The sequence below is a fragment of the Streptomyces sp. NRRL S-31 genome, assembly GCF_000718775.1.
GTDB lineage: Bacteria > Actinomycetota > Actinomycetes > Streptomycetales > Streptomycetaceae > Streptomyces.
The window spans coordinates 38683-59919 of record NZ_JOCB01000002.1 but is presented as its reverse complement, the minus strand read 5'-3'; the positions used below and the strand labels follow the sequence as shown (position 1 = coordinate 59919).

Annotated in this window: 19 protein-coding genes; 14 read left to right on the top strand and 5 right to left on the bottom strand. The window is 72.7% G+C overall.

Annotated elements, in window-relative coordinates:
- Positions 1-71 precede the first annotated feature (71 nt).
- Entirely contained in the window at positions 72-1049 is a 978-nt protein-coding gene (locus IF37_RS0101255; RefSeq protein ID WP_030734667.1) for a hypothetical protein, read from the top strand.
- A gap of 54 nt (positions 1050-1103) precedes the next feature.
- Here IF37_RS0101255 and IF37_RS0101250 read toward each other — a convergent pair whose 3' ends face one another.
- The 3 genes from IF37_RS0101250 to IF37_RS0101240 form a co-directional block, all read right to left on the bottom strand.
- The gene (locus IF37_RS0101250) at positions 1104-1844 is read right to left on the bottom strand and encodes a hypothetical protein (RefSeq protein ID WP_158727265.1); all 741 of its coding nucleotides are present in this window, start codon (positions 1842-1844) and stop codon (positions 1104-1106) included.
- A gap of 36 nt (positions 1845-1880) precedes the next feature.
- A complete protein-coding gene (locus tag IF37_RS0101245) occupies positions 1881-2351 on the bottom strand; it encodes a hypothetical protein (protein WP_030734660.1) in 471 nt (156 codons plus the stop codon).
- An 84-nt stretch (positions 2352-2435) separates the two neighbouring features.
- Positions 2436-2669, bottom strand: coding sequence for a DUF397 domain-containing protein (locus IF37_RS0101240; RefSeq protein ID WP_030734657.1), 234 nt, complete (start codon positions 2667-2669; stop codon positions 2436-2438).
- 192 nt (positions 2670-2861) lie between these two features.
- Here IF37_RS0101240 and IF37_RS0101235 point away from each other — a divergent pair, with 192 nt between their 5' ends.
- Positions 2862-3617 (top strand): DUF6879 family protein, encoded by a 756-nt coding sequence (locus IF37_RS0101235; protein WP_030734654.1) that lies wholly within the window; start codon positions 2862-2864, stop codon positions 3615-3617.
- Between the two features lie 18 nt (positions 3618-3635).
- The gene (locus IF37_RS0101230; protein ID WP_030734651.1) at positions 3636-4484 is read left to right on the top strand and encodes a helix-turn-helix transcriptional regulator; all 849 of its coding nucleotides are present in this window, start codon (positions 3636-3638) and stop codon (positions 4482-4484) included.
- A 42-nt stretch (positions 4485-4526) separates the two neighbouring features.
- Here IF37_RS0101230 and IF37_RS0101225 read toward each other — a convergent pair whose 3' ends face one another.
- The gene (locus tag IF37_RS0101225) at positions 4527-4928 is read right to left on the bottom strand and encodes an ATP-binding protein (protein WP_030734649.1); all 402 of its coding nucleotides are present in this window, start codon (positions 4926-4928) and stop codon (positions 4527-4529) included.
- 137 nt (positions 4929-5065) lie between these two features.
- Here IF37_RS0101225 and IF37_RS0101220 point away from each other — a divergent pair, with 137 nt between their 5' ends.
- Both IF37_RS0101220 and IF37_RS0101215 read left to right on the top strand, forming a co-directional pair.
- A complete protein-coding gene (locus IF37_RS0101220; protein ID WP_030734646.1) occupies positions 5066-5935 on the top strand; it encodes a helix-turn-helix transcriptional regulator in 870 nt (289 codons plus the stop codon).
- Complete coding sequence (locus tag IF37_RS0101215) at positions 5932-6111, top strand: DUF397 domain-containing protein (RefSeq protein WP_030734643.1); 180 nt, start codon at positions 5932-5934, stop codon at positions 6109-6111. Before IF37_RS0101220 ends, IF37_RS0101215 begins: the two co-directional genes overlap by 4 nt.
- A gap of 66 nt (positions 6112-6177) precedes the next feature.
- Here IF37_RS0101215 and serC read toward each other — a convergent pair whose 3' ends face one another.
- A complete protein-coding gene (gene serC, locus IF37_RS0101210; protein WP_030734640.1) occupies positions 6178-7296 on the bottom strand; it encodes a phosphoserine transaminase in 1119 nt (372 codons plus the stop codon).
- Positions 7297-7452: 156 nt separating this feature from the next.
- On the opposite strand from serC, the gene IF37_RS0101205 reads away from it, so the two are divergent.
- From IF37_RS0101205 to IF37_RS0101165, 9 genes are all read left to right on the top strand, one after another.
- Positions 7453-10530, top strand: coding sequence for an FAD-binding and (Fe-S)-binding domain-containing protein (locus tag IF37_RS0101205; protein WP_052844914.1), 3078 nt, complete (start codon positions 7453-7455; stop codon positions 10528-10530).
- A gap of 187 nt (positions 10531-10717) precedes the next feature.
- Positions 10718-10849 (top strand): hypothetical protein, encoded by a 132-nt coding sequence (locus IF37_RS46320; protein ID WP_301540303.1) that lies wholly within the window; start codon positions 10718-10720, stop codon positions 10847-10849.
- A gap of 144 nt (positions 10850-10993) precedes the next feature.
- Positions 10994-12919, top strand: a complete 1926-nt coding sequence (locus IF37_RS0101195) for an ABC transporter ATP-binding protein (protein ID WP_079165492.1) — start codon at positions 10994-10996, stop codon at positions 12917-12919.
- A gap of 125 nt (positions 12920-13044) precedes the next feature.
- Positions 13045-13992, top strand: a complete 948-nt coding sequence (locus tag IF37_RS0101190; RefSeq protein WP_030734633.1) for a DMT family transporter — start codon at positions 13045-13047, stop codon at positions 13990-13992.
- Positions 13993-14130: 138 nt separating this feature from the next.
- Positions 14131-14925: a TIGR03084 family metal-binding protein gene (locus IF37_RS0101185; RefSeq protein WP_030734630.1), complete on the top strand. Its 795-nt coding sequence runs from the start codon at positions 14131-14133 to the stop codon at positions 14923-14925.
- A complete protein-coding gene (locus tag IF37_RS0101180) occupies positions 14922-16598 on the top strand; it encodes an acyclic terpene utilization AtuA family protein (protein WP_030734626.1) in 1677 nt (558 codons plus the stop codon). The genes IF37_RS0101185 and IF37_RS0101180 overlap by 4 nt, the downstream gene beginning before the upstream one ends.
- Complete coding sequence (locus IF37_RS0101175; RefSeq protein ID WP_030734621.1) at positions 16595-18193, top strand: acyl-CoA carboxylase subunit beta; 1599 nt, start codon at positions 16595-16597, stop codon at positions 18191-18193. Before IF37_RS0101180 ends, IF37_RS0101175 begins: the two co-directional genes overlap by 4 nt.
- A gap of 8 nt (positions 18194-18201) precedes the next feature.
- The gene (locus IF37_RS0101170; protein WP_030734618.1) at positions 18202-20049 is read left to right on the top strand and encodes a biotin carboxylase N-terminal domain-containing protein; all 1848 of its coding nucleotides are present in this window, start codon (positions 18202-18204) and stop codon (positions 20047-20049) included.
- A gap of 7 nt (positions 20050-20056) precedes the next feature.
- A complete protein-coding gene (locus IF37_RS0101165) occupies positions 20057-21217 on the top strand; it encodes an acyl-CoA dehydrogenase family protein (RefSeq protein ID WP_030734615.1) in 1161 nt (386 codons plus the stop codon).
- Positions 21218-21237: the final 20 nt, after the last annotated feature.

Here is a 21237-nt window from a genome sequence, read left to right as displayed (position 1 = left end):
GAGGGGACCGGCGGGGGTTGTGAGCCGGGCCACGTCCTCCGAACCCCCGCGGGAAATGGCAGTCTTGGGGCATGCGTCGATCGTTCGCCGTCCTCGCCGGGGTGCTGCTCGCCGGCGCCTGTGCCCTGCCCGCCTCCGCCGCCGGGAAGACCGCCGGGACGGCGGGAGACCGCGGCTTCACCATCAAGGACCCGCGGATCACCGAGTCCAGCGGACTCGCCGCCTCCCGGCTGCACCCGGGCGTCTACTGGACGCACAACGACAGCGACGACGGGCCGTACCTGTACGCCGTGGACAGCGCCACCGGCAAGACGGTCGCCCGGGTCACCCTGCGCGGCATCGGCTCCCCGCGCGACGTCGAGGCCATCTCCATCGGGCCGCACAACGAGATATACGTCGGCGACATCGGCGACAACTTCGGCGGCAAGTGGCCCTATGTGTGGATCTACCGCCTGCCCGAGCCCAAGCGGCTGACGGACCAGACGGTCACGGCCACGCAGTACGTCGTGAAGTACGAGAACGGTCCCCGGGACGCCGAGTCGCTGGTCGTCCACCCGAAGACCGGGCGCGTCTACATCATCGACAAGAACGAGGAGGGCGGGCACCTGTACGAGGGCCCGGCCACCCTCTCCGCGTCCGGCACCAACGTCTTCCGTCCCGTCGCCCCCGTCGACCTGTGGGCCACCGACGCCGCCTTCTCCCCGGACGGCCGGCAACTCGCCGTACGCGGTTACTTCGGCGGTGTGTACTACGACTGGAACGGCGGCCGGATCACCCGCAAGGGGCGCCTGGAGGTGCCCTTCCAGGGGCAGGGCGAGTCCGTGTCGTACTCCGCCGACGGCACCCGGCTGATGTACGGCAGCGAGGGGGCGGAGAGCGCCGTGCAGGCGAAGGACGCGCCGGACCGGCCCGCCGCGTCCCCCTCGGCGGGCGACGGCGGCCCGCACGCGGCGGAGAAGGACGGCAGCCCCAGCCTCACGGTGGGCGCCGTGATCATCGCGGCCGGTGTGGCGGCCTTCCTCGGGCTGCGGCGGCTGCGGCGGGGGTGAGGCGGCCGGTCGTCCGGCTCTCGTACGCGGGGCTTGGCTCACGCGCCCCGGGGGTCAGCTCACGCACCCCGGGGCCGGGAAGGGGATCGTGTCCGACGGGTGGCCGCCGCCCTCCATGTCCGTGACCAGCCCGGGGTCCGGCCCGTCGGGACGCACGAGGCGGGCGGCGAAGCCGGCGCTCCTCGGCAGCGCGGGATGGGCGCGGTCGACGACGCCGCCGACGCGCGTGCCGTCGGCGGCGTTCCTGAAGAACGCCGAGGGTCCCTGCAGGCCGTTGCTGAGCACGGCGACGGTCCCGGCCCCGATGGCGTGCTCCGTGACGACCGTGCAGCCCCGGGCGTCGGGGGTGCCGGCCTTCGGCAGCGGGAAGGTGCGCGGGCCGGCCCGGCCGCCGGTCGCCAGGAGCACGGGCGCGGGGCCGTCGGCGCCGGTCAGCCGCAGCGAGAGACCGCGCTGGGTGGTCGCGAGGTGGTCGCGGTCGAGCGTGTCCAGGACGCGGTACATGTAGGCGTCACCCGGCTGCCAGTGCGGTGGTACGGCACGAACCCACACCTCGGGACCGCCCGCCTGGGGATCGTCGCGCAGGACGGCCACCAGGTCCTCGCCGAGGGCGACGGCCTTCCCCGCGTAGCGTCCGGCCGGCTCGGACGCGGTGATGGCGGAGGGGGCGGCGGGGGCGGCCTCGGCGCCCTGAGCGGCGGCACCGCCCAGGGCGGCCACGAGCACCGAGGCGGTCAGGAGAGCGCGGGACCGGCGTGCGGACACACCGTGGGAAACCGAAAGGAACACACCCATCCCGCCATTGTCACCGGACCCCTCGACGGTCGCCCCTCAGCCACGCAGGGGGCAGGACAGATCGGGGCGGGCGCGATTGGGGGCGCAGGTGACCAGGGCCAGGGACAGGAACGCGGGCCGTTCGAGGTAGAAGCCCAGCGAGACGTCACCACCGGTGGCCAGCCGCTCGCGGGCCGAGCCGACGAGGGCGGCCAGACGGCCTCCTTCGCATTGCGCGGGCGAGGCGAACCGGCCCGCGTACTCGGCCAGCCGCTCGCCGAGCCAGGCCCCGGCCGCCGAAGGCTCCGACCAGGTTCCGCGTACCAGGGAACGGGGCTTGATCAGCCAGTGCGCCGTTTCCAGTGGGGGCAAGGGGGAGACCGGGAAGTCGGCGGCAGCCGCCCGGTAGCGCTGGACCAGTTCGGGGCCGCTGCCGGGCGGGGGCGGCTCGGGGTGCGGCGGGCGCCGCAGTGCCTCCTGGTCGAAGCGGGCCTTGGGGCCGGTCCAGAGGTAGGCGTGGTGGTGCACGGGGTGTCCGAGTCGGTGCGTAGGAGGAGGGCGGAGGGCGGCCGGTCCCGACGCGGCTCCACCACGCCGGGACCGGTCGACGGTTCAGACCGACAGGCCGAACCGGGTCGGGTCCAGGCCGGCGGCCTCCAGCTCGGACGAGGTGAAGCGCAGCGGCTGTGCGTCGGGCCGCTTGCTGTCACCGAGGGCCCAGGCGTCCTCGCCGATCCGGGCCAGGGTCACGCATGCCTCACCGTCCGGGTGTGTGTTGCCCCCACATGCCTTCACGAACGAGGCGCCGCTGAGATCGAGGGCGTACAGGTCGATTCCGTCCGTCATCACTGCACCTTCCTGCTCGGTTGCAACGGCCGGGACCGACCGCTGCCGGACGACCGTAGGGGTGGGGGATGGAGCAAGGCGGCGAATATTCGCGATTATTCTCGTGCGGTCACTCTGGATGCATGGACATTCACTCAGAGGAACCGAGATGCTCTGCCTGCAACATCACCGAGCCTCAAGAGGTGGTCGTAGATGGCACGTAGGTTGCGGTTCAACGGGACGGGGAGCAGCGGCGGCGGATGCCCGTCTGTGCATGAGGATCTGGACACCGGGGAGGTGATCGTCCACGGGCCTCCGCTCGCGGACCCTGAGGATGTCGCACAGCTCGAGCACCTCTCGGAGGGGGAAGTCGCCATCGTGGTGCCGAGGGATCTGCTCGTCGATTGGACGCCGAAGGAACGGACGCGGCAGGTGCGGACGATCGGCTTGGACGAGTTCAGCGACCTGTTCGGCCAATTCGAGCACACGGCCTGGCGCTTGGAGACGCGGCGCCGGTACGCCAGCGACGAAGCCAACGACAACTGGCGGCAGTTCGTGGAGACCGGGCAAGCCGACTGGGGATCGGCGGACAGCAAGTACTGCCAGACGATTCGCGCTCAGACAGCACAGGGCAAGCGCGTCGAGCGCGTGCGGATTGTTGACCAACCGCCGACCATTGGGCAGTTGTACCTACTCGACAACGCCAAGCGGAACAGCGGCCTGGGTGAGGACATCCGTAACCTCTGGCGTGCGGAGGCGGACCGGCTTCGGCTCCCGGCGGAGGACTTCTGGCTGTTCGACAGCCGTCTGATCGCGCTCCTGCGGTTCGATGACGACGATCAGCTCACGCATGTCGACCTGATCACGGAGCCCGCAGAGGTGGTGCGCTGCTGCATGGTGCGGGATGCTGCTTGGCATCACGCCGTACCGTGGCAGCGGTTCACGGCGGAGGTGCAAGACGACGCGTAGGGGCAAGAGCGGGTAGCGGTGAGTACGGACTATCAGAGAGCACGCGCTGAACTGGGCCGCAGGCTCAGGGAGTTGCGTGTCGAGAGCCCTGATGGCCGACTCACCGGTACCGAACTGGCCCATCGGCTGGGATGGCCGCAGTCGAAGGTCAGCAAGCTGGAGAACGGCAGGCAGACCCCCACGGACAATGACCTCCAGGAATGGGCCGAGGCGGTGGGTCTGCCTTCTGTTTTTCCTGAACTGAGCGCCCGCTTGAAGGGTTTCGAAAGCCACATCCGTTCCTGGCAGCGACTGCTTGCCGTAGGACACGCTCCTGTGCAGGAGACGTGGAACACCCTCGTCAGCGAGTCGCGAACCCTGCATGTGTGGGACGACCATGTGGTCAACGGCATGCTTCAGACCGCGGACTACGCCCGGAACATCTTCCAACGGCATGCGGAGTTCCGTCGCTCCCCGCAGGACGCGGAGGCTGCGGTACGAGCTCGGATGAAGCGGCAGGAATGGCTGTATCGCCCCGGCAGGCGGCTGAACGTCCTCATGTGGGAGCCGGCGTTGCGGGCGCAGATGTGTCCGCCGGAGGTGCTGGCGGCTCAGATGGATCGCCTGTTGGGTGTGGTGGGTATGGACACCGTCCGTCTCGGTATCGTGCCGCTGGACGCGGGGCTGCGACTGCCGCCGGGCAACTCGTTCTGGATCCTGGATGACCGACTGGTCACTGTCGAGGACTGGCACGCCGAACTCTGGCTGGACGATGCTGAAACGATCGCTCTCTACCGCCGCGTGTGGGACACCTTCGCGGAGTCGGCCGTCTACGGCGCCGAGGCCCAGCAGGTGATCGCCCGCGTGCGCCGGAGCATCAGGGTCTGACGACGTAGGGCGGGAGTACCGCGTCCCCGGCAGGCCGGCCCGTCACGCCTCCGTCGCACCGAGCGTGAAACAGGCCCACACCGTCTTGGTGTACGGCCCCCGACGATGCCCCCATGTGTCGGCCAGTGCGGCCACCAACGCGAGTCCGCGTCCGCCCTCTTCGTCCGGACCGGGATCGCGGGGCCGGGGGAGGTGGTCCCGGTCCGGGTCGGAGACCTCCAGGACCAGTTCCCTGTCGCACAGGATGAGGGTGACCCGGACGCGTGCGGAGCCGACCCGGCAGTGGCTCACGGCGTTGGTGACGAGTTCGTTGACCGAGAGGATCGCCCGGTCGGCCAGGTCGTCGGTGATTCCCCAGTCCGCGAGGATCTTCCTGACGTGGTGCCGGGCGGTGGGGACGTGGTGACTGCGGGTGGGGATGCGGAAGGTTTCCGTTGTCGGCATGCGGCTGAACCTAGGAATGCATGCACCATCGCGCAATACGAATCTGCGAATACATGCAGTCGTTTCACTCGATCGAGTTATGACACACCTGAGAGGGTGCCGATGTGGCATGGTCTCCGCAGGAGAGGGGAGATCTCATGCCCGCAGGTGGACGGCCGACCGTGCGCAGCAGGCGTCTCGGCACGGCGCTCAGGCAATACCGGCAGGCCGCCGGATTCGACCAGCCGCAAGCCGCCGAGGTGATCGCCACGAGCCAGGCCAGGATCAGCCGCATCGAGAGCGGACACGCCACACCGCGTGTGATCGAGGTGCGGCTGCTGCTCGACGCGTACGACATCACTGACTCGGAAGTCCGCGCCAAACTGGAGGACTTGGCCAAACACTCCAAGAAACGTGGGTGGTGGCTCGAACATGCCGAGCATCTGCGGCCGGACTACGTGGATCACATCGCGCTCGAGGACGACGCGACGTACATCCGGGAGTGGCAGCCGATCATGGTGCCGGGGCTCTTGCAGACTCCGGCCTACGCGGAGGCGGTCATCGCGGCCGGTCCGCACTGCATCGAGCCGGAGCGGGCCGCCCAGTTGGTGAAGGTCCGTACGGGGAGGCAGGCGAAGATCGAAGAGGGCGGAGCCTCGTACACGGCCATCCTCTGGGAAGGAGTCCTCGCGCATCCACTGGTGAGCGTCGACGTACACCGGGAGCAGTTGTCCGCGATCCTGGAGATCGGGCGGCGGAAGAACGTCACCGTGCAGGTGCTGCCGTTCAGTGCAGGCGTCCTCGCCGGCTACACCTCCGCCTTCTCCTCCTTCAGCTTCGACGAGGAGCCGACGGTCGAAGCTGTCACCATGGACAATCTCCGGGGCACTTCGGTTCTCGAAGGGGCCAAGGACCTTACCGCTTACGCCAATGCATACGACCTACTACGATCGTCAGCGTTGACACCGGACGCGAGCGCGAAACTCGTCCGAGACATACTGCGCAGCCTGAAGGAAGACACATCGTGACCGAGGTTGTAAGCCCCTTCTGGAAGTCCTCGTACTCGGGGCCGGAGAACAACTGCGTAGAGGTCGCCGACACAGCCCCCGGCGGTCGGGTCGTCCGGGACAGCAAGCAGGACGACGGCCCCCTCCTCACCGTCTCCCGCGACAGCTGGCACGCCTTCGTCCAGCAGTTCGCCTGACGCGTCGCACACACGAAGGGCGCCCGGTGACGAACACCGGGCGCCCTTCGCCGTCGTACCCGAGGGTCAGAGCTTCTCGATGACGTAGTCGACGCACTTCGTCAGCGCCTCGACGTCCGCCGGGTCGATCGCCGGGAACATCGCGACGCGCAGCTGGTTGCGGCCCAGCTTGCGGTACGGCTCGGTGTCGACGATGCCGTTCGCGCGCAGCACCTTGGCGACGGCGGCGGCGTCGATCTCCTCGGCGAAGTCGATCGTGCCGATGACCTGCGAGCGCTTGGCCGGGTCGGAGACGAACGGGGTGGCGTACTTGGCCTCCTCCGCCCAGGAGTACAGGCGGGTCGAGGAGTCCTTGGTGCGGGCCGTGGACCAGGCCAGACCGCCCTGGCCGTTGAGCCACTCCAGTTGCTGGTTCAGCAGGAAGAGGGTGGCGAGGGCCGGGGTGTTGTACGTCTGGTTCTTGCGCGAGTTGTCGATCGCGGTCGGCAGGCTGAAGAACTCCGGGATGTGCCGCCCGGAGGCGTGGACGCGCTCGGCGCGCTCGATCGCGGCCGGGGAGAAGACGCCGATCCACAGGCCGCCGTCGGAGGCGAAGGACTTCTGCGGGGCGAAGTAGTAGACGTCGGTCTCGGCGATGTCGACCGGCAGGCCGCCCGCGCCGGAGGTGGCGTCCACCAGCACCAGCGCGCCCTCGTCGGCGCCGGCCACGCGCTTGATCGGCATCGCGACACCGGTGGACGTCTCGTTGTGGGTGAGGGCGTAGACGTCGACGCCCTCCTCGGCCCGCGGCTCCGGGTGGGTGCCCGGGTCGGCGGCGACGACCGTCGGCTCTGCCAGCCAGGGGGCGAGCTTGGCCGCCTTGGCGAACTTGGAGGAGAACTCGCCGAAGTTGAGGTGCTGCGACTTGTTCTCGATCAGGCCGTGCGTGGCGATGTCCCAGAACGCGGTGGAGCCGCCGTTGCCGAGCACGACCTCGTACCCCTCGGGCAGCGAGAACAGCTCCGAGATGCCCTCGCGGACCTTGCCGACCAGGTTCTTGACCGGCGCCTGGCGGTGGGAGGTGCCCAGCAGGGACGTGCCGGTGGCGGCGAGGGCGTCCAGCGCCTCGGTCCGCACTTTGGAGGGGCCCGCGCCGAAGCGTCCGTCGGCGGGCTTGATGTCAGCGGGAATCTGGATGTCGGCCACGACAGGAGGTTAACCGCTGGGAGGCGGCCCGGAGGAGAGGTGTCCGTCGGATGAGACGAGATCACCGAGACGTGGACTTGTCGTGTCGTACGACGATAAGCACGGGCCTGTGGAAAAACTCCGGTGACTGTCCGTGAGCGGATGCATCCTGGACGCATGACGGATCGAGCGGATGTTGCGGAAGCGGCGGCCCTCGCGGGCGCGCTGCGGCGGGCCGTCCGGGGCGAGGTCGCCTTCGGCGTGACCGCCCGGGCACTGGTCACCATGGACGCGTCCAACTACCGGCGGGTCCCGCTGGGCGTCGTGGCCCCCAGGGACGCCGACGACGTGGCCGCCGCGCTGGAGGTGTGCCGGGCGCGCGGGGTGCCGGTGGTGGCGCGCGGCGGGGGCACGTCGATCGCCGGGCAGGCGACCGGCACCGGCGTGGTGCTGGACTTCACCCGGCACATGTCCGCCCTGCTGGAGCTGGACCCGGGCAGCCGCACGGCGGTCGTGCAGCCCGGGCTGGTCCTGGACCGGCTCCAGGAGGCCGCCGCCCCGCACGGTCTCCGCTTCGGCCCCGACCCCTCCACGCACAGCCGGTGCACGCTCGGCGGGATGATCGGCAACAACTCGTGCGGCTCCCACTCGGTCGCCTGGGGCACCACCGCGGACAGCGTGCGGGAGCTGTCCGTCGTCACCGCGCGCGGCGAGCGGCTGCGGCCCGGACCCGGCTGGGCCGGTGCCCCGGACGGTCTGCGCGAGCTGGCCGAGGGCGAACTGGCCCGGCTGCGCACGGGCTTCCCGGACCTGCCCCGCCGCATCTCCGGGTACGCGCTGGACGCGCTGCTGCCCGAGAACGGCGCGGACGTCGCCCGCTCCTTCTGCGGCTCCGAGGGCACCCTCGGCATCCTCACCGAGGCCGTGGTCCGCCTGGTGGAGGACCCGCGCGCACGCGCCCTGGCCGTGCTGGCGTACGCGGACGAGAGCGCGGCCGCCGAGGCCGCCGCGGGGCTGCTGCCGCTGCGGCCGCTCACGGTGGAGGGCATGGCCGCCGACCTGGTGCCGGCCGGGGCCGGGCTGCCCGCGGGAGGCGCCTGGCTCTTCGTGGAGACCGGCGGACGGACGGCGGCGGAGGCCCACGCGCGGGCCCGGGAGCTGGTGCGCGCGGCCGACGTCGTGGACGCCCTGGTGGTGACGGACCCGGCCGCCCGGCGGACCCTGTGGCGCATCCGCGAGGACGCCAGCGGCACGGCCACCCGGATGCCCGACGGCTCCGAGGCATGGCCCGGCTGGGAGGACTGCGCGGTGCCGCCCGCCCGGCTCGGCGGCTACCTCCGCGAGTTCCGCGCGCTGCTGACGGCCCACGGACTGCGCGGCACGCCCTACGGCCACTTCGGCGACGGCTGCGTCCACGTCCGCATCGACTTCGACCTGCTCACCGAGGCGGGCGTCGGCCGCTTCCGCCGCTTCTCCGAGGACCTGGCCGACCTGGTGGTGGCCCACGGCGGCTCCCTGTCCGGCGAGCACGGCGACGGACAGGCCCGCGCCGAACTGCTGCCCCGGATGTACGGGGCGCCGATGGTGCGGCTCTTCGAGCGGGCCAAGGCCGTCTGGGACCCGGACGACCTGCTCAACCCCGGCATGCTGGTCCGCCCGGCGCCACTGGACTCCGGCCTCCGCTTCGCGGTGCTGCCCCGCGACCCGGTCGACGTGGCCTTCGGCTACCCGGCCGACGGGGGCGACTTCCGCGCGGCCGTCCGCCGCTGCGTCGGTGTCGCCAAGTGCCGTACGACGACCGCGACCGGCCCGGCCGTGATGTGCCCGTCCTTCCGGGCCACCGGGGAGGAGGAGCACTCCACGCGGGGCCGCGCCCGCCTGCTGCACGAGATGCTCGCCGGTGACCTGGTCACCGACGGCTGGCGGTCCACGGAGGTCCGCGACGCCCTCGACCTCTGCCTGTCCTGCAAGGGCTGCCGCTCGGACTGCCCCGTCGGCGTCGACATGGCCACCTACAAGGCCGAGTTCCTGCACCACCACTACGCCGGCCGCCGCCGCCCCGCCGCCCACTACAGCATGGGACGGCTGCCGGAATGGCTCCGCTGGGCCTCCCGCGCCCGCGCCGTCCCGGTGATCAACGCCCTCACCGCGGCCGGCCCACTGGCCCGCCTCGGCAAGCGGCTGGGCGGCCTGACACCGGAGCGGGACATCCCGCGCCTGGCGCGGCGGACCTTCACCGGGTGGTGGCGCGAGCACCGGCCGGCCACCCCCGCGCCCGCCGCCCCCACCGGGGGTCCGGCTGCCTCCGCCGGGGGCCCAGCTGCCCCCACCGGGGGTCCGGCTGCCTCCGCCCGGGGTCCGGCTGCCTCCGCCGGGGACCCCGCCGCCTCCGCCGGGGGTCCGGCCGCCCCCGGCACCGGCGGCCTGGTGGTCCTCTGGCCCGACACCTTCACGGAGTATCTGTCGCCGTCCGTCGGCCGGGCCGCCGTCCGGGTGCTGGAGGCGGCCGGGCTGCGGGTGGCGCTGCCGCCGACGCTGCTGCCGCGCCGGGGCGCGGTCGCGGACGGCACGACCCGGTCGGCGACCGCCCTGCTCACCGCCCGCCGGGCCCGGGTCTGCTGCGGCCTGACCTACGTCTCCACCGGCCAGCTCGACCGCGCCCGCGCGGTGCTGCGCCGCACCCTGGACCTGATGGAACCGGTCCTGCGGGCCGGGCTCCCGGTCGTCGTCCTGGAGCCGAGCTGCGCCGCGGCCCTCCGCACCGACCTCCCCGGACTCCTGCCCGACGACCCCCGTGCCGCCCGGCTGGCCGCCTCGGTCCGCACCTTCGCCGAGACCCTGGAGATGTACGCCCCGCACTGGACCCCGCCCGCCGTGGACCGCCCGGTCGCCGGGCAGACCCACTGCCACCAGCACGCGGTGCTCGGCGACACCGCCGACCGACGGCTGCGCGCCGCCGCCGGCCTCACCGGTGACCTGAGCGGGGGCTGCTGCGGCCTGGCGGGCGACTTCGGCTTCGAGAAGGGCCACTTCGAGGTCTCCCGGGCCTGCGCGGAGGAACAGCTCCTGCCATCGGTGCGGCGGGCACCCGAAGGCACGGTGATCCTGGCGGACGGCTTCTCCTGCCGCACCCAGCTCGAACAGCTCGCCGGCGTCCGGGGACGGCACCTGGCGGAGGTGCTGGCGGACGGGCTGGACCGGAAGGAGAACGCGGAGGACGCGGCTTCCGCCGGCCCGCCGCCCCCCTCCGCGTAAAGGCGGCACTCAGCCACACCAGGCGATTCTCAGCCCCGGGCGGCTCTCTCAGGAGTCCCCAAGGTATTCACAGCGTACCCTTGCCGATTTCGGCGCTCAGGCTCCTCGACGGCGTGTAAGTTTTTTGGTGTCGGGTCCGGGAAACGGAATTCGACACCACGAGAAAAGCACGACACGAGGAGATGGAATGAGCTTCAAGAAGCTTGCCCCGCTGCCCCCCAAGGCCAAGAACAAGCAGCTCCCGCAGGTGCCGAAGCCGAAGGCGAAGAAGCACGCGCGGAAGCCGCTGCCCAAGCCGGTGCCCGGTCAGGACAAGTGATCCGAGGCTGAGCGGAAAGGGGTCGACGGTGCACCGTCGACCCCTTTTCCATGGTTACCGCACGGGCGTACGGATGGATGAGCGGGCAGGCGGACGGGTGGGCGACGGATGGAATGCGGGAATCGGTGAGAGGGAATGCTGGAAATGCCGGAGAGTGAGCACACGGTAAACGGCGGTGCCGAAGAACTCGCCCACGCGGACGCCCCGGCGATTGCGGCCCGCGCCGCGTTCCGCCGCTTCTGGCCGCTGACCAGAGGGCTGCGCGGCGGACTGCTGCTGGTCTGGCTGTGCACGGTGCTCGCCGCGCTCGCCGAGACCGCGGCCGTGCTGCTGTTCGGCGACCTCACCGACCACGCCCTCCAGCAGGGGTCCCTGGCCGCGTTCTGGTCCCCGGCCGCGCGATGGCTGGGGATCGCCGTGGCCGGCGCGCTCGTCGCCTACGCGGGCAACTCGCTGGCCGCGTGGCTCACCGAGCGGTTCGTGATGCGGCTGCGCGAGCACGTCTTCGACCATGTGCAGCGGCTGCCGCCGCACTTCTTCCAGCACCACCGCCAGGGCGACCTGCTCTCCCGGCTCACCAGTGACGTCGAGGCGATCGAGACGATGGTGGTGTCCGGCCTGGTCGGCGCCGCCTCGGCGGTCTTCTCCGCCCTCTTCTACGCCGTCGCCGCGTTCTGGCTGCGCTGGGACCTGGCCGCCGCCACCTTCGTCCTCGCCCCCCTGTTCTGGCTGGCCGCCCGCCGCTTCTCCGGCTCCGTCAGGGACGTCTCCCGCGCGGGCCGGGTCGCCGACGGTGCGATCACCGCCGTGGTGGAGGAGTCCCTCGGCAACATCGTGCTCACCCAGGCGTACGACCGCCGGGACGCCGAGCGCCGCCGGCTGCACGAGGAGGCGAACGCCTGGTTCCGCGCCTCGGTCCGCTCCGCCCGGCTCAACGAGGCGTACGAGCAGCTGGTCCAGGTCATCGAGACGGTCTGCGTGCTCGCCGTGATCGGCATCGGTGCCTGGGAGATCTCCACCGGCCGGATGACCCTCGGTCAACTCCTCGCCTTCGCCGCCTTCCTCGGCTACCTCTACCCGCCCGTCCGCGGCCTGGCCCAGCTCGGCCTCACGGTCACCGCGGCCACCGCGGGCGCCGAGCGGCTGATCGAGATCCTGGACGCACGGCCGTCCGTCACCGACCCCCTGCGGGCCGCGCAGCCCGGCCGCCCGGACGGCACGGTCGAGGTCACGGGCGTCTCCTTCCGCTACCCCGGCGCCGGCGCGCCCGCCCTCGAAGGGCTGTCCTTCACCGCCCGCCCCGGCGAGCTGGTGATCGTCACCGGCCCGAGCGGCGCGGGCAAGTCCACGGTCGCCAAACTGCTGCTGCGCTTCTACGACCCGGACGCCGGGGACGTCCTCCTGGACGGCACCCCGCTGCGCGACTTCCCGCTGGCCCGGCTGCGCGAGTACGTCACCCTGCTGCCGCAGGAGACCCTGGTGCTGCGCGACACGGTGCGCGCCAACATAGCCTGCGGCCGGCCCGGCGCCGGCGACCAGGCGATCGAGCAGGCGGCGCGGGCGGCCGACGCGCACGACTTCATCGTCCGGCTCCCCGACGGTTACGACACCCGGGTCGACCCCCACTCGGCCCGGCTGTCCGGCGGCCAGCTCCAGCGCCTGGCCATCGCCCGCGCCCTGCTGCGCGACGCGCCCGTGCTGGTCCTGGACGAACCGACCACCGGCCTGGACGCGATGGCCGCCCGCCGGATCGTCACACCGCTGCGCCGCCTGATGGCCGGACGTACGACGATCATGATCACGCACGATCTCAACCTCGCCCCCGACGCCGACCGCATCCTGGTCGTGGACCAGGGCCGCGTGGTGGAGGCCGGCCGCCACGACGGACTCCTCGCCCTGGGCGGTGCCTACGCCTGGTTGCACCGCTCGCAGAACAACGCGGTCATGGACACCGGTGAGCTGCGCCTGCCGCCGTGGCCGGAACAGAGCGGACCGGTCCCTTACCGGCAGGCCCAGGCCCAGGCCCAGGCCCCGGCGTCGGCGTACGGGGAGCCGTGGTCCGGTGGCTGAGAGGGGCGCATCTCACCATCCAGGACAGTTCCATCAAGGGTTCACACTCCTGACGTGGTCCATTACCCTGGACTCGGTAGTACATGGAGATGTACATGATCTGATCGAGCCAGCACAGGACCGCCGTGAGCACCGTCAAAAGCCCCCGCGCCGCACACCCGACGTCGGCGACGCCGAAGTCCCCGCGTACCCCCGGCCGCCTCACCTCCCTCGGTCCGGTCGGACTGGTGCTGGCCGGCGGCGTCTCGGTGCAGTTCGGCGGCGCGATGGCGGTCACCCTGATGCCCCGGGCCGGCGCGCCGGGCGTGGTGACCCTGCGCCTCCTGGCGGCGGCGGTCGTCCTGCTCCTGGCCTGCCGGCCCCGGCTGCGCGGCCACTCGCGCGCCGACTGGGGCACGGTGGTCGCCTTCGGCATCGCCATGGGCGCGATGAACGGCCTGTTCTACGAGGCGGTGGCCCGCATCCCGCTGGGCCCGGCGGTCACCCTGGAGGTCCTCGGCCCCCTGGCCCTCTCCGTACTGGCCTCCCGCCGCGCGATCAACGCGCTCTGGGCCGGTCTCGCCCTCGCGGGCGTGTTCCTGCTCGGTGGTGGCGGAGGCTTCAGCAGTCTGGACCCCACCGGTGTCGCCTTCGCCCTCGGCGCCGGCGCCATGTGGGCGGCCTACATAGTCTTCAGCGCCCGTACGGGCCGCCGCTTCCCGCAGGCGGACGGCCTCGCTCTGGCCATGGCGGTCGCGGCCCTCCTCTTCCTCCCCATCGGCATCGCCTCGGCCGGCACCCGGCTGCTGAACCCCACCACCGTCGCCCTCGGCTCGGCGGTGGCCCTGCTCTCCTCGGTCCTGCCCTACACCCTCGAACTGCTGGCCCTGCGCCGGCTGCCTGCCTCCACCTTCGCCATCCTGATGAGCCTGGAACCGGCCATCGCCGCCACGGCGGGCTTCCTGATCCTCGGCCAGGCCCTCAGCCTCATCGAGGCCGCCGCGATCGCCCTGGTCATCGCGGCCAGCATCGGCGCGGTCCGCACCCAGATAGGCCGGACCAAGACCCCCGCCCTCCCGGTCGAGGGCCAGTGACGCGCACCCCCACCCCCACCCCCACCCCCGCTCCCGCTCCCGCCCGCTGACGCTCCGGGCGCCACGGCCTCCCCCGGTCGCGGCCGAATTCATGCAAGCACGCTTGATTGTTTCCGGGGCCGCTGCCATGCTCCCCCCATGGCCGACCCGACGCCCGTCATCGACGATCTGCGTGCCGAGAGCGACGAACTCGACCTGTTGGTGGCCGAGTCCGAGGCCGGGCGGTGGGCGCTGCCCACCCCCGCCGCCGGCTGGACCGTCGCGCACCAGATCGCCCACCTCGCCTGGACCGACCGCTCCGCGCTGCTGGCCGTCACCGACGCCGATGCCTTCCGGGCGCTGGTCGAGAAGGCGCTCGCCGCCCCCGGCTCCTTCGTGGACGAGGGCGCGGAGGAGGGCGCCACGCTCCCGCCCGCCGAACTGCTGACGCGTTGGCGCACCGGACGCGCCGCCCTGGAGGACGCGCTGCGCGCCGCCCCGCCCGGCGCCCGGTTCCCCTGGTACGGGCCGCCCATGTCGGCCGCCTCGATGGCCACCGCCCGGCTGATGGAGACCTGGGCCCACGCACTGGACGTCGCCGAGGCACTGGGTGTGGTGCGCCCACCCACCGACCGGCTCCGGCATGTGGCCCGCCTGGGGGTGCGCACCCGTGACTTCGCCTTCGGGGTGCACGGACTCACCCCGCCGGACGACGAGTTCCGCGTGGAACTGACGGCCCCCTCCGGCGCGGTGTGGAGCTACGGCCCGCCCGGCGCCGCGCAGCGCGTCACCGGCCCCGCCCTCGACTTCTGCCTCCTGGTCACCCGGCGCGCCCACCGCGCCGACCTCGCCCTGACGGCCCGGGGCCCGGACGCCGACCGCTGGCTCGGCATCGCCCAGGCGTTCGCCGGCCCGCCCGGCCCCGGCCGCCCGGCGAAGGGGGCGGACCGGTGAGACCGCTGCGCATCGGCAACTTCTCCGGCTTCTACGGCGACCGCGCGAGCGCCCTGCGCGAGATGCTCACCGGCGGCGAGGTCGACGTCCTCACCGGTGACTACCTCGCCGAACTGACCATGCTCATCCTCGCCCGCGACCGGCTGAAGGACCCGGCGGCGGGGTACGCCCGCACCTTCCCGCGCCAGCTGGAGGACTGCCTGGGCCTCGCCCACGAGCGCGGCGTGCGGATCGTCACCAACGCGGGCGGCCTCAACCCCGCCGGACTCGCCGACGCGGTACGCCGCCTGGCGGACCGGCTCGGCATACCGGTGCGGGTCGCGCACGTCGAGGGCGACGACCTCACCGCCGCCCACCCCGGCGCCCTCGCCGCCCACGCCTACCTCGGCGGCTTCGGCGTCGCTCAGTGCCTGCGAGCCGGCGCCGACGTGGTGATCACCGGCCGGGTGACCGACGCGGCGCTGGTCACCGGGCCCGCCGCCGCCCACTTCGGCTGGACGCCGGCCGACCACGACCGCCTCGCCGGTGCCGTCGTCGCCGGGCACGTGCTGGAGTGCGGCACCCAGGCGACCGGCGGCAACTACTCCTTCTTCGGCGAGGGCGACGTGCGCCGGCCCGGCTTCCCGCTCGCCGAGGTGCACGCCGACGGCAGCAGTGTCGTCGCCAAGCACCCCGGCACCGGCGGCTTCGTGGACGTGGGCACGGTCACCGCCCAGCTGCTGTACGAGACCGGCGGCGCCCGGTACGCCGGACCCGACGTCACCACCCGGCTGGACACCGTACGGCTCCGCCGGGAGGGGCCGGACCGGGTGCGGATCGAGGGGGTGCGCGGCGAGGCGCCCCCGCCCACCCTCAAGGTCGGGCTCAACCGGCTGGGCGGCTTCCGCAACGAGGTCGTCTTCGTCCTCACCGGCCTCGACATCGAGGCCAAGGCGGCCCTGGTGCGCGAGCAACTCACCGACGCGCTCGCCAAGGCGCCGCCGGCCGACGTGCGCTGGGAGCTGGTCCGCACCGACCGGGCGGACGCGGACACCGAGGAGACGGCCAGCGCGCTGCTGCGGCTCGTCGTGCGGGACCCCGACCAGCAGGTCGTGGGCCGGGCGCTGAGCGGGGCGGCGGTGGAACTGGCGCTCGCCAGCTATCCCGGCTTCCATGTGCTGGAACCCCCGGGAAAGGGCGCTCCCTATGGGGTGTTCGAGGATGTGTACGTCCCCCATGGGGCCGTCGACCATGTGGCCGTCCTCCACGACGGACGTCGCATCCCGGTGCCGGCGCCCCAGGAGACCCGGCCCCTGGACGCCGTATCGCCCCCGCCCCTGCCCGACCCCCTGCCGCCCGGCCCGACCCGGTACGCCCCGCTCGGTCTCGTCGCGGGCGCCCGCAGCGGGGACAAGGGCGGCGACGCCAACGTCGGTGTGTGGGCGCGGACGGAGGACGCCTGGCGGTGGCTCGCGCACACCCTGACCACCGACCGCTTCCGGCGGCTGCTCCCGGAGAGCCGGGACCTGCCCGTCACCCGGCACGTGCTCCCGGAACTGCGCGCCCTGAACTTCGTCGTGTCCGGCGTCCTCGGCGCCGGCGTCGCATCCCGGCACCGCTTCGACCCGCAGGCCAAGGCCCTCGGCGAATGGCTGCGCTCCCGCCACCTGGAGATCCCGGAGACCCTGCTGTGACCATCCTGACGTCGGCCCTGGACCCGGGCGGCCCGGAACACCGGGCCCACCGCGAGGCCATGCTCGCCAAACTCGCCGACCTGGAGGCCGAGCACGCGGGGGCGCTGGCGGGCGGCGGCGAGAAGTACGTCGCGCGGCACCGGGGACGCGGCAAGCTGCTCGCCCGCGAACGCGTCGAGCTGCTGCTCGACCCCGACACCCCGTTCCTGGAACTGTCCCCGCTGGCCGCCTGGGGCAGCGACTACCCCGTCGGAGCCTCCCTCGTCACCGGCATCGGCGTGGTCGAGGGCGTCGAGTGCCTGATCACCGCCAACGACCCCACCGTGCGCGGCGGCGCCAGCAACCCGTGGAGCCTGAGGAAGGCGCTGCGCGCGAACGACATCGCCCTCGCCAACCGGCTGCCCTGCATCAGCCTGGTCGAGTCCGGCGGCGCCGACCTGCCGTCCCAGAAGGAGATCTTCATCCCCGGCGGCGCCATCTTCCGCGACCTGACGAGGCTCTCCGCCGCCGGCATCCCGACCATCGCCGTCGTCTTCGGCAACTCCACCGCCGGCGGCGCCTACGTGCCCGGCATGTCCGACCACGTGATCATGGTCAAGGAGCGGGCGAAGGTGTTCCTCGGCGGGCCGCCGCTGGTGAGGATGGCGACCGGCGAGGAGAGCGACGACGAGTCGCTGGGCGGCGCCGAGATGCACGCCCGCGTCTCCGGCCTCGCCGACCACTTCGCGCTGGACGAGCCGGACGCGCTGCGCCAGGCACGCCGTGTCGTCGCCCGCCTGAACCACCGCAAGGCCCACCCCGACCCCGGCCCGGCCGAGCCGCCCCGGTACGACCCGGAGGAACTGCTGGGCATCGTCCCGGACGACCTGAAGACCCCGTTCGACCCGCGCGAGGTCATCGCCCGGATCGTGGACGGCTCCGACTTCGACGAGTTCAAACCGCTCTACGGCACCAGCCTGGTCACCGGCTGGGCCGCCCTGCACGGATATCCGGTGGGGGTGCTGGCCAACGCCCAGGGCGTGCTCTTCAGCGCCGAGTCGCAGAAGGCCGCCCAGTTCATCCAGCTCGCCAACCAGCGGGACATCCCGCTGCTCTTCCTGCACAACACCACCGGCTACATGGTCGGCAAGGAGTACGAGCAGGGCGGGATCATCAAGCACGGCGCGATGATGATCAACGCGGTCGCCAACAGCCGGGTGCCGCACCTGTCGGTGCTGATGGGCGCGTCGTACGGGGCCGGGCACTACGGCATGTGCGGCCGGGCCTACGACCCCCGCTTCCTGTTCGCCTGGCCGAGCGCCAAGTCCGCCGTCATGGGCCCGCAGCAGCTCGCCGGGGTGCTCTCGATCGTCGCCCGGCAGTCGGCGGCGGCCAAGGGGCAGCCGTACGACGAGGAGGCGGACGCGGCCCTGCGCGCCATGGTGGAGCAGCAGATCGAAGCCGAGTCGCTGCCCATGTTCCTGTCGGGGCGGCTGTACGACGACGGGGTCATCGACCCGCGCGACACCCGCACCGTCCTCGGCCTGTGCCTCTCCGCCCTGCACACCGCCCCCTACGAGGGCGCGCGCGGCGGCTTCGGCGTCTTCCGGATGTGAGGGACCACGTGATCACCAGTGTGCTCGTCGCCAACCGCGGCGAGATCGCCTGCCGTATCTTCCGCACCTGCCGCGAGCTGGGCATCCGGACGGTCGCGGTGCACTCCGATCCCGACGCCGGCGCGCTCCACACGCGTGTGGCCGACGCGGCGGTACGGCTGCCGGGCGCGGCGCCCGCCGAGACGTATCTGCGCGGCGACCTGATCGTGCGGGCGGCCCTGGCGGCCGGCGCCGACGCCGTCCACCCCGGCTACGGCTTCCTCTCCGAGAACGCCGGCTTCGCCCGCGCCGTCTCGGACGCCGGCCTGGTCTGGATCGGCCCGCCCCCGGAGGCCATCGAGGCCATGGCGTCCAAGACCCGAGCCAAGCGGCTGATGGGACTGGCGCCCCTGGACGAGGTCACCGAGGCCGACCTGCCGGTGCTGGTGAAGGCGGCGGCGGGCGGCGGGGGGCGCGGTATGCGGATCGTGCGCCGCCTGGACGAGCTGCCCGCCGCGCTGGAGGGCGCGCGCGCCGAGGCCGTGAGCGCCTTCGGCGACGGCGAGGTCTTCGTGGAGCCCTACCTCCCGCGGGGCCGCCACGTCGAGGTGCAGATCCTCGCCGACACCCACGGCACCGTCTGGCCGCTCGGCACCCGCGACTGCTCCCTCCAGCGCCGCCACCAGAAGGTCGTCGAGGAGGCCCCGGCACCCGGCCTCACCGCCGGGCTCACCCGGGAGCTGCACACGCTGGCCGTGCGCGCCGCCCGCGCCGTCTCCTACACCGGCGCCGGCACGGTCGAGTTCCTGGTCGCCGACGGCCGCGCCCACTTCCTGGAGATGAACACCCGCCTCCAGGTCGAACACCCCGTCACCGAGGCGGTCTTCGGGCTCGACCTGGTCGCCGAGCAGATCCGCGTCGCCGAGGGACACGCCCTGGACGGCGAGCCGCCCCCCGCGCGCGGCCACGCGGTCGAGGCCCGCCTCTACGCCGAGGACCCCGCCCACGACTGGGCGCCGCAGACCGGCACCCTGCACCGCATCGCCGTACCCGACGGCGTCCGCCTGGACACCGGCTACGCCGACGGCGACACCATCGGCGTCCACTACGACGCCATGCTCGCCAAGGTCGTCGCCCACGCCCCCACGCGCGCGGAGGCGGTCCGCCGGCTCGCGGGCGCCCTGGAGCGGGCGGAACTGCACGGCCCGGTCACCAACCGGGACCTGCTCGTGCGCTCCCTGCGCCACGAGGAGTTCCGGGCCGGGCACATGGACACCGGCTTCTACGACCGCCACCTCGGCGAACTGACCGGGCCGGCCCCCGACCCGTACGCCCCGCTGGCCGCCGCCCTCGCCGACGCCCACGGCCGCTCCCGCTTCGGTGGCTGGCGCAACGTCCCCTCCCAGCCGCAGGTGAAGCGGTACGAGATGGCGGGGGAGGAGCACGAGGTCCGGTACCGGCACACGCGGGACGGCCTGGCGGCGGACGGGGTGCGGGTCGTGCACGCCGACGCCCGTCTCGTCGTCCTCGAGGCCGACGGCGTCCGGCGCCGCTACGAGGTCGCCCGCTACGGCGACCAGGTCCACGTGGGCGCCGCCCGCCTCACCGCCCTGCCCCGCTTCCCCGACCCGGCCGCCCGGATCGCGCCGGGCTCCCTCCTCGCGCCGATGCCCGGCACCGTCGTCCGGGTCGCCGAGGGCCTGGCGGAGGGCGCGACGGTGCGGGCCGGGCAGGTCCTCGTCTGGGTGGAGGCGATGAAGATGCAGCACCGGATCGCGGCACCGGCGGCGGGCACGCTCACCGCCCTGCACGCCGAGCCGGGACAGCAGGTCGAACCAGGCACGTTGCTGGCAGTAGTGCAGGAAACCTCTTCCTAGGAGCCCCATGACCGCCGTCATCGAATCCGAAGAGCACAAGGCCCTACGCTCCGCGGTAGCCGCCCTCGGCAAGCGCTACGGCCGCGACTACCTCGTCCGCACCGTCGCCGAGGGCAGGCCGCCGTCCGAACTCTGGTCCGACGCGGGCAGGCTCGGCTACCTCGGCGTCAACCTCCCCGAGGAGTACGGAGGCGGCGGCGGGGGCATCGGCGAACTCTCCATCGTGCTGGAGGAACTGGGCGCGGCGGGCTCGCCGCTGCTCATGCTGGTGGTCTCCCCGGCCATCTGCGGCACCGTGATCGCCCGCTTCGGCACCGAGGAGCAGAAGCGGGCCTGGCTCCCCGGCCTCGCCGACGGCACCCGCCTCATGGCCTTCGGCATCACCGAGCCCGACGCCGGCTCCAACTCCCACCGCATCACCACCACCGCCCGGCGGGACGGCACCGACTGGCTGCTCACCGGCCGCAAGGTCTTCATCTCCGGCGTCGACATCGCCGACGCCGTCCTGATCGTCGGCCGCACCGAGGACGCCCGCACCGGCAGCCTCAAACCCTGCCTGTTCATCGTCCCGACGGACGCCGAGGGCTTTGGCAAACGCCCCATCGACATGGAACTGAACGCCGCGGAGAAGCAGTTCGAGCTGACCCTGGACGACGTGCGGCTGCCCGCCGAGGCGCTCGTCGGCGACGAGGACGCCGGTCTGCTCCAGCTGTTCGCCGGACTCAACCCCGAACGGATCATGACGGCCGCGTTCGCCATCGGCATGGGCCGCCACGCCCTCGCCAAAGCCGTCGGGTACGCCCGCGACCGCACGGTGTGGAGGGCCCCCATCGGCGCCCACCAGGCCATCGCGCACCCCCTGGCACAGGCCCACATCGACCTGGAACTGGCCCGGCTGATGATGCAGAAGGCGGCCCGTCTCTACGACGACGGCGACGACACCGGCGCGGGCGAGGCCGCCAACATGGCCAAGTACGCCGCCGCGGAGGCCTGTGTGAAGGCCGTCGACCAGGCCGTGCACACCCTCGGCGGCAACGGGCTCACCCGTGAGTTCGGGCTCGCCTCGCTGATCACCGCCGCCCGGGTGGCCCGTATCGCCCCGGTGAGCCGGGAGATGATCCTCAACTACGTCTCCCACCAGACCCTGGGCCTGCCCAAGTCGTACTGAACGGCCCCGTGCGAGGAGGA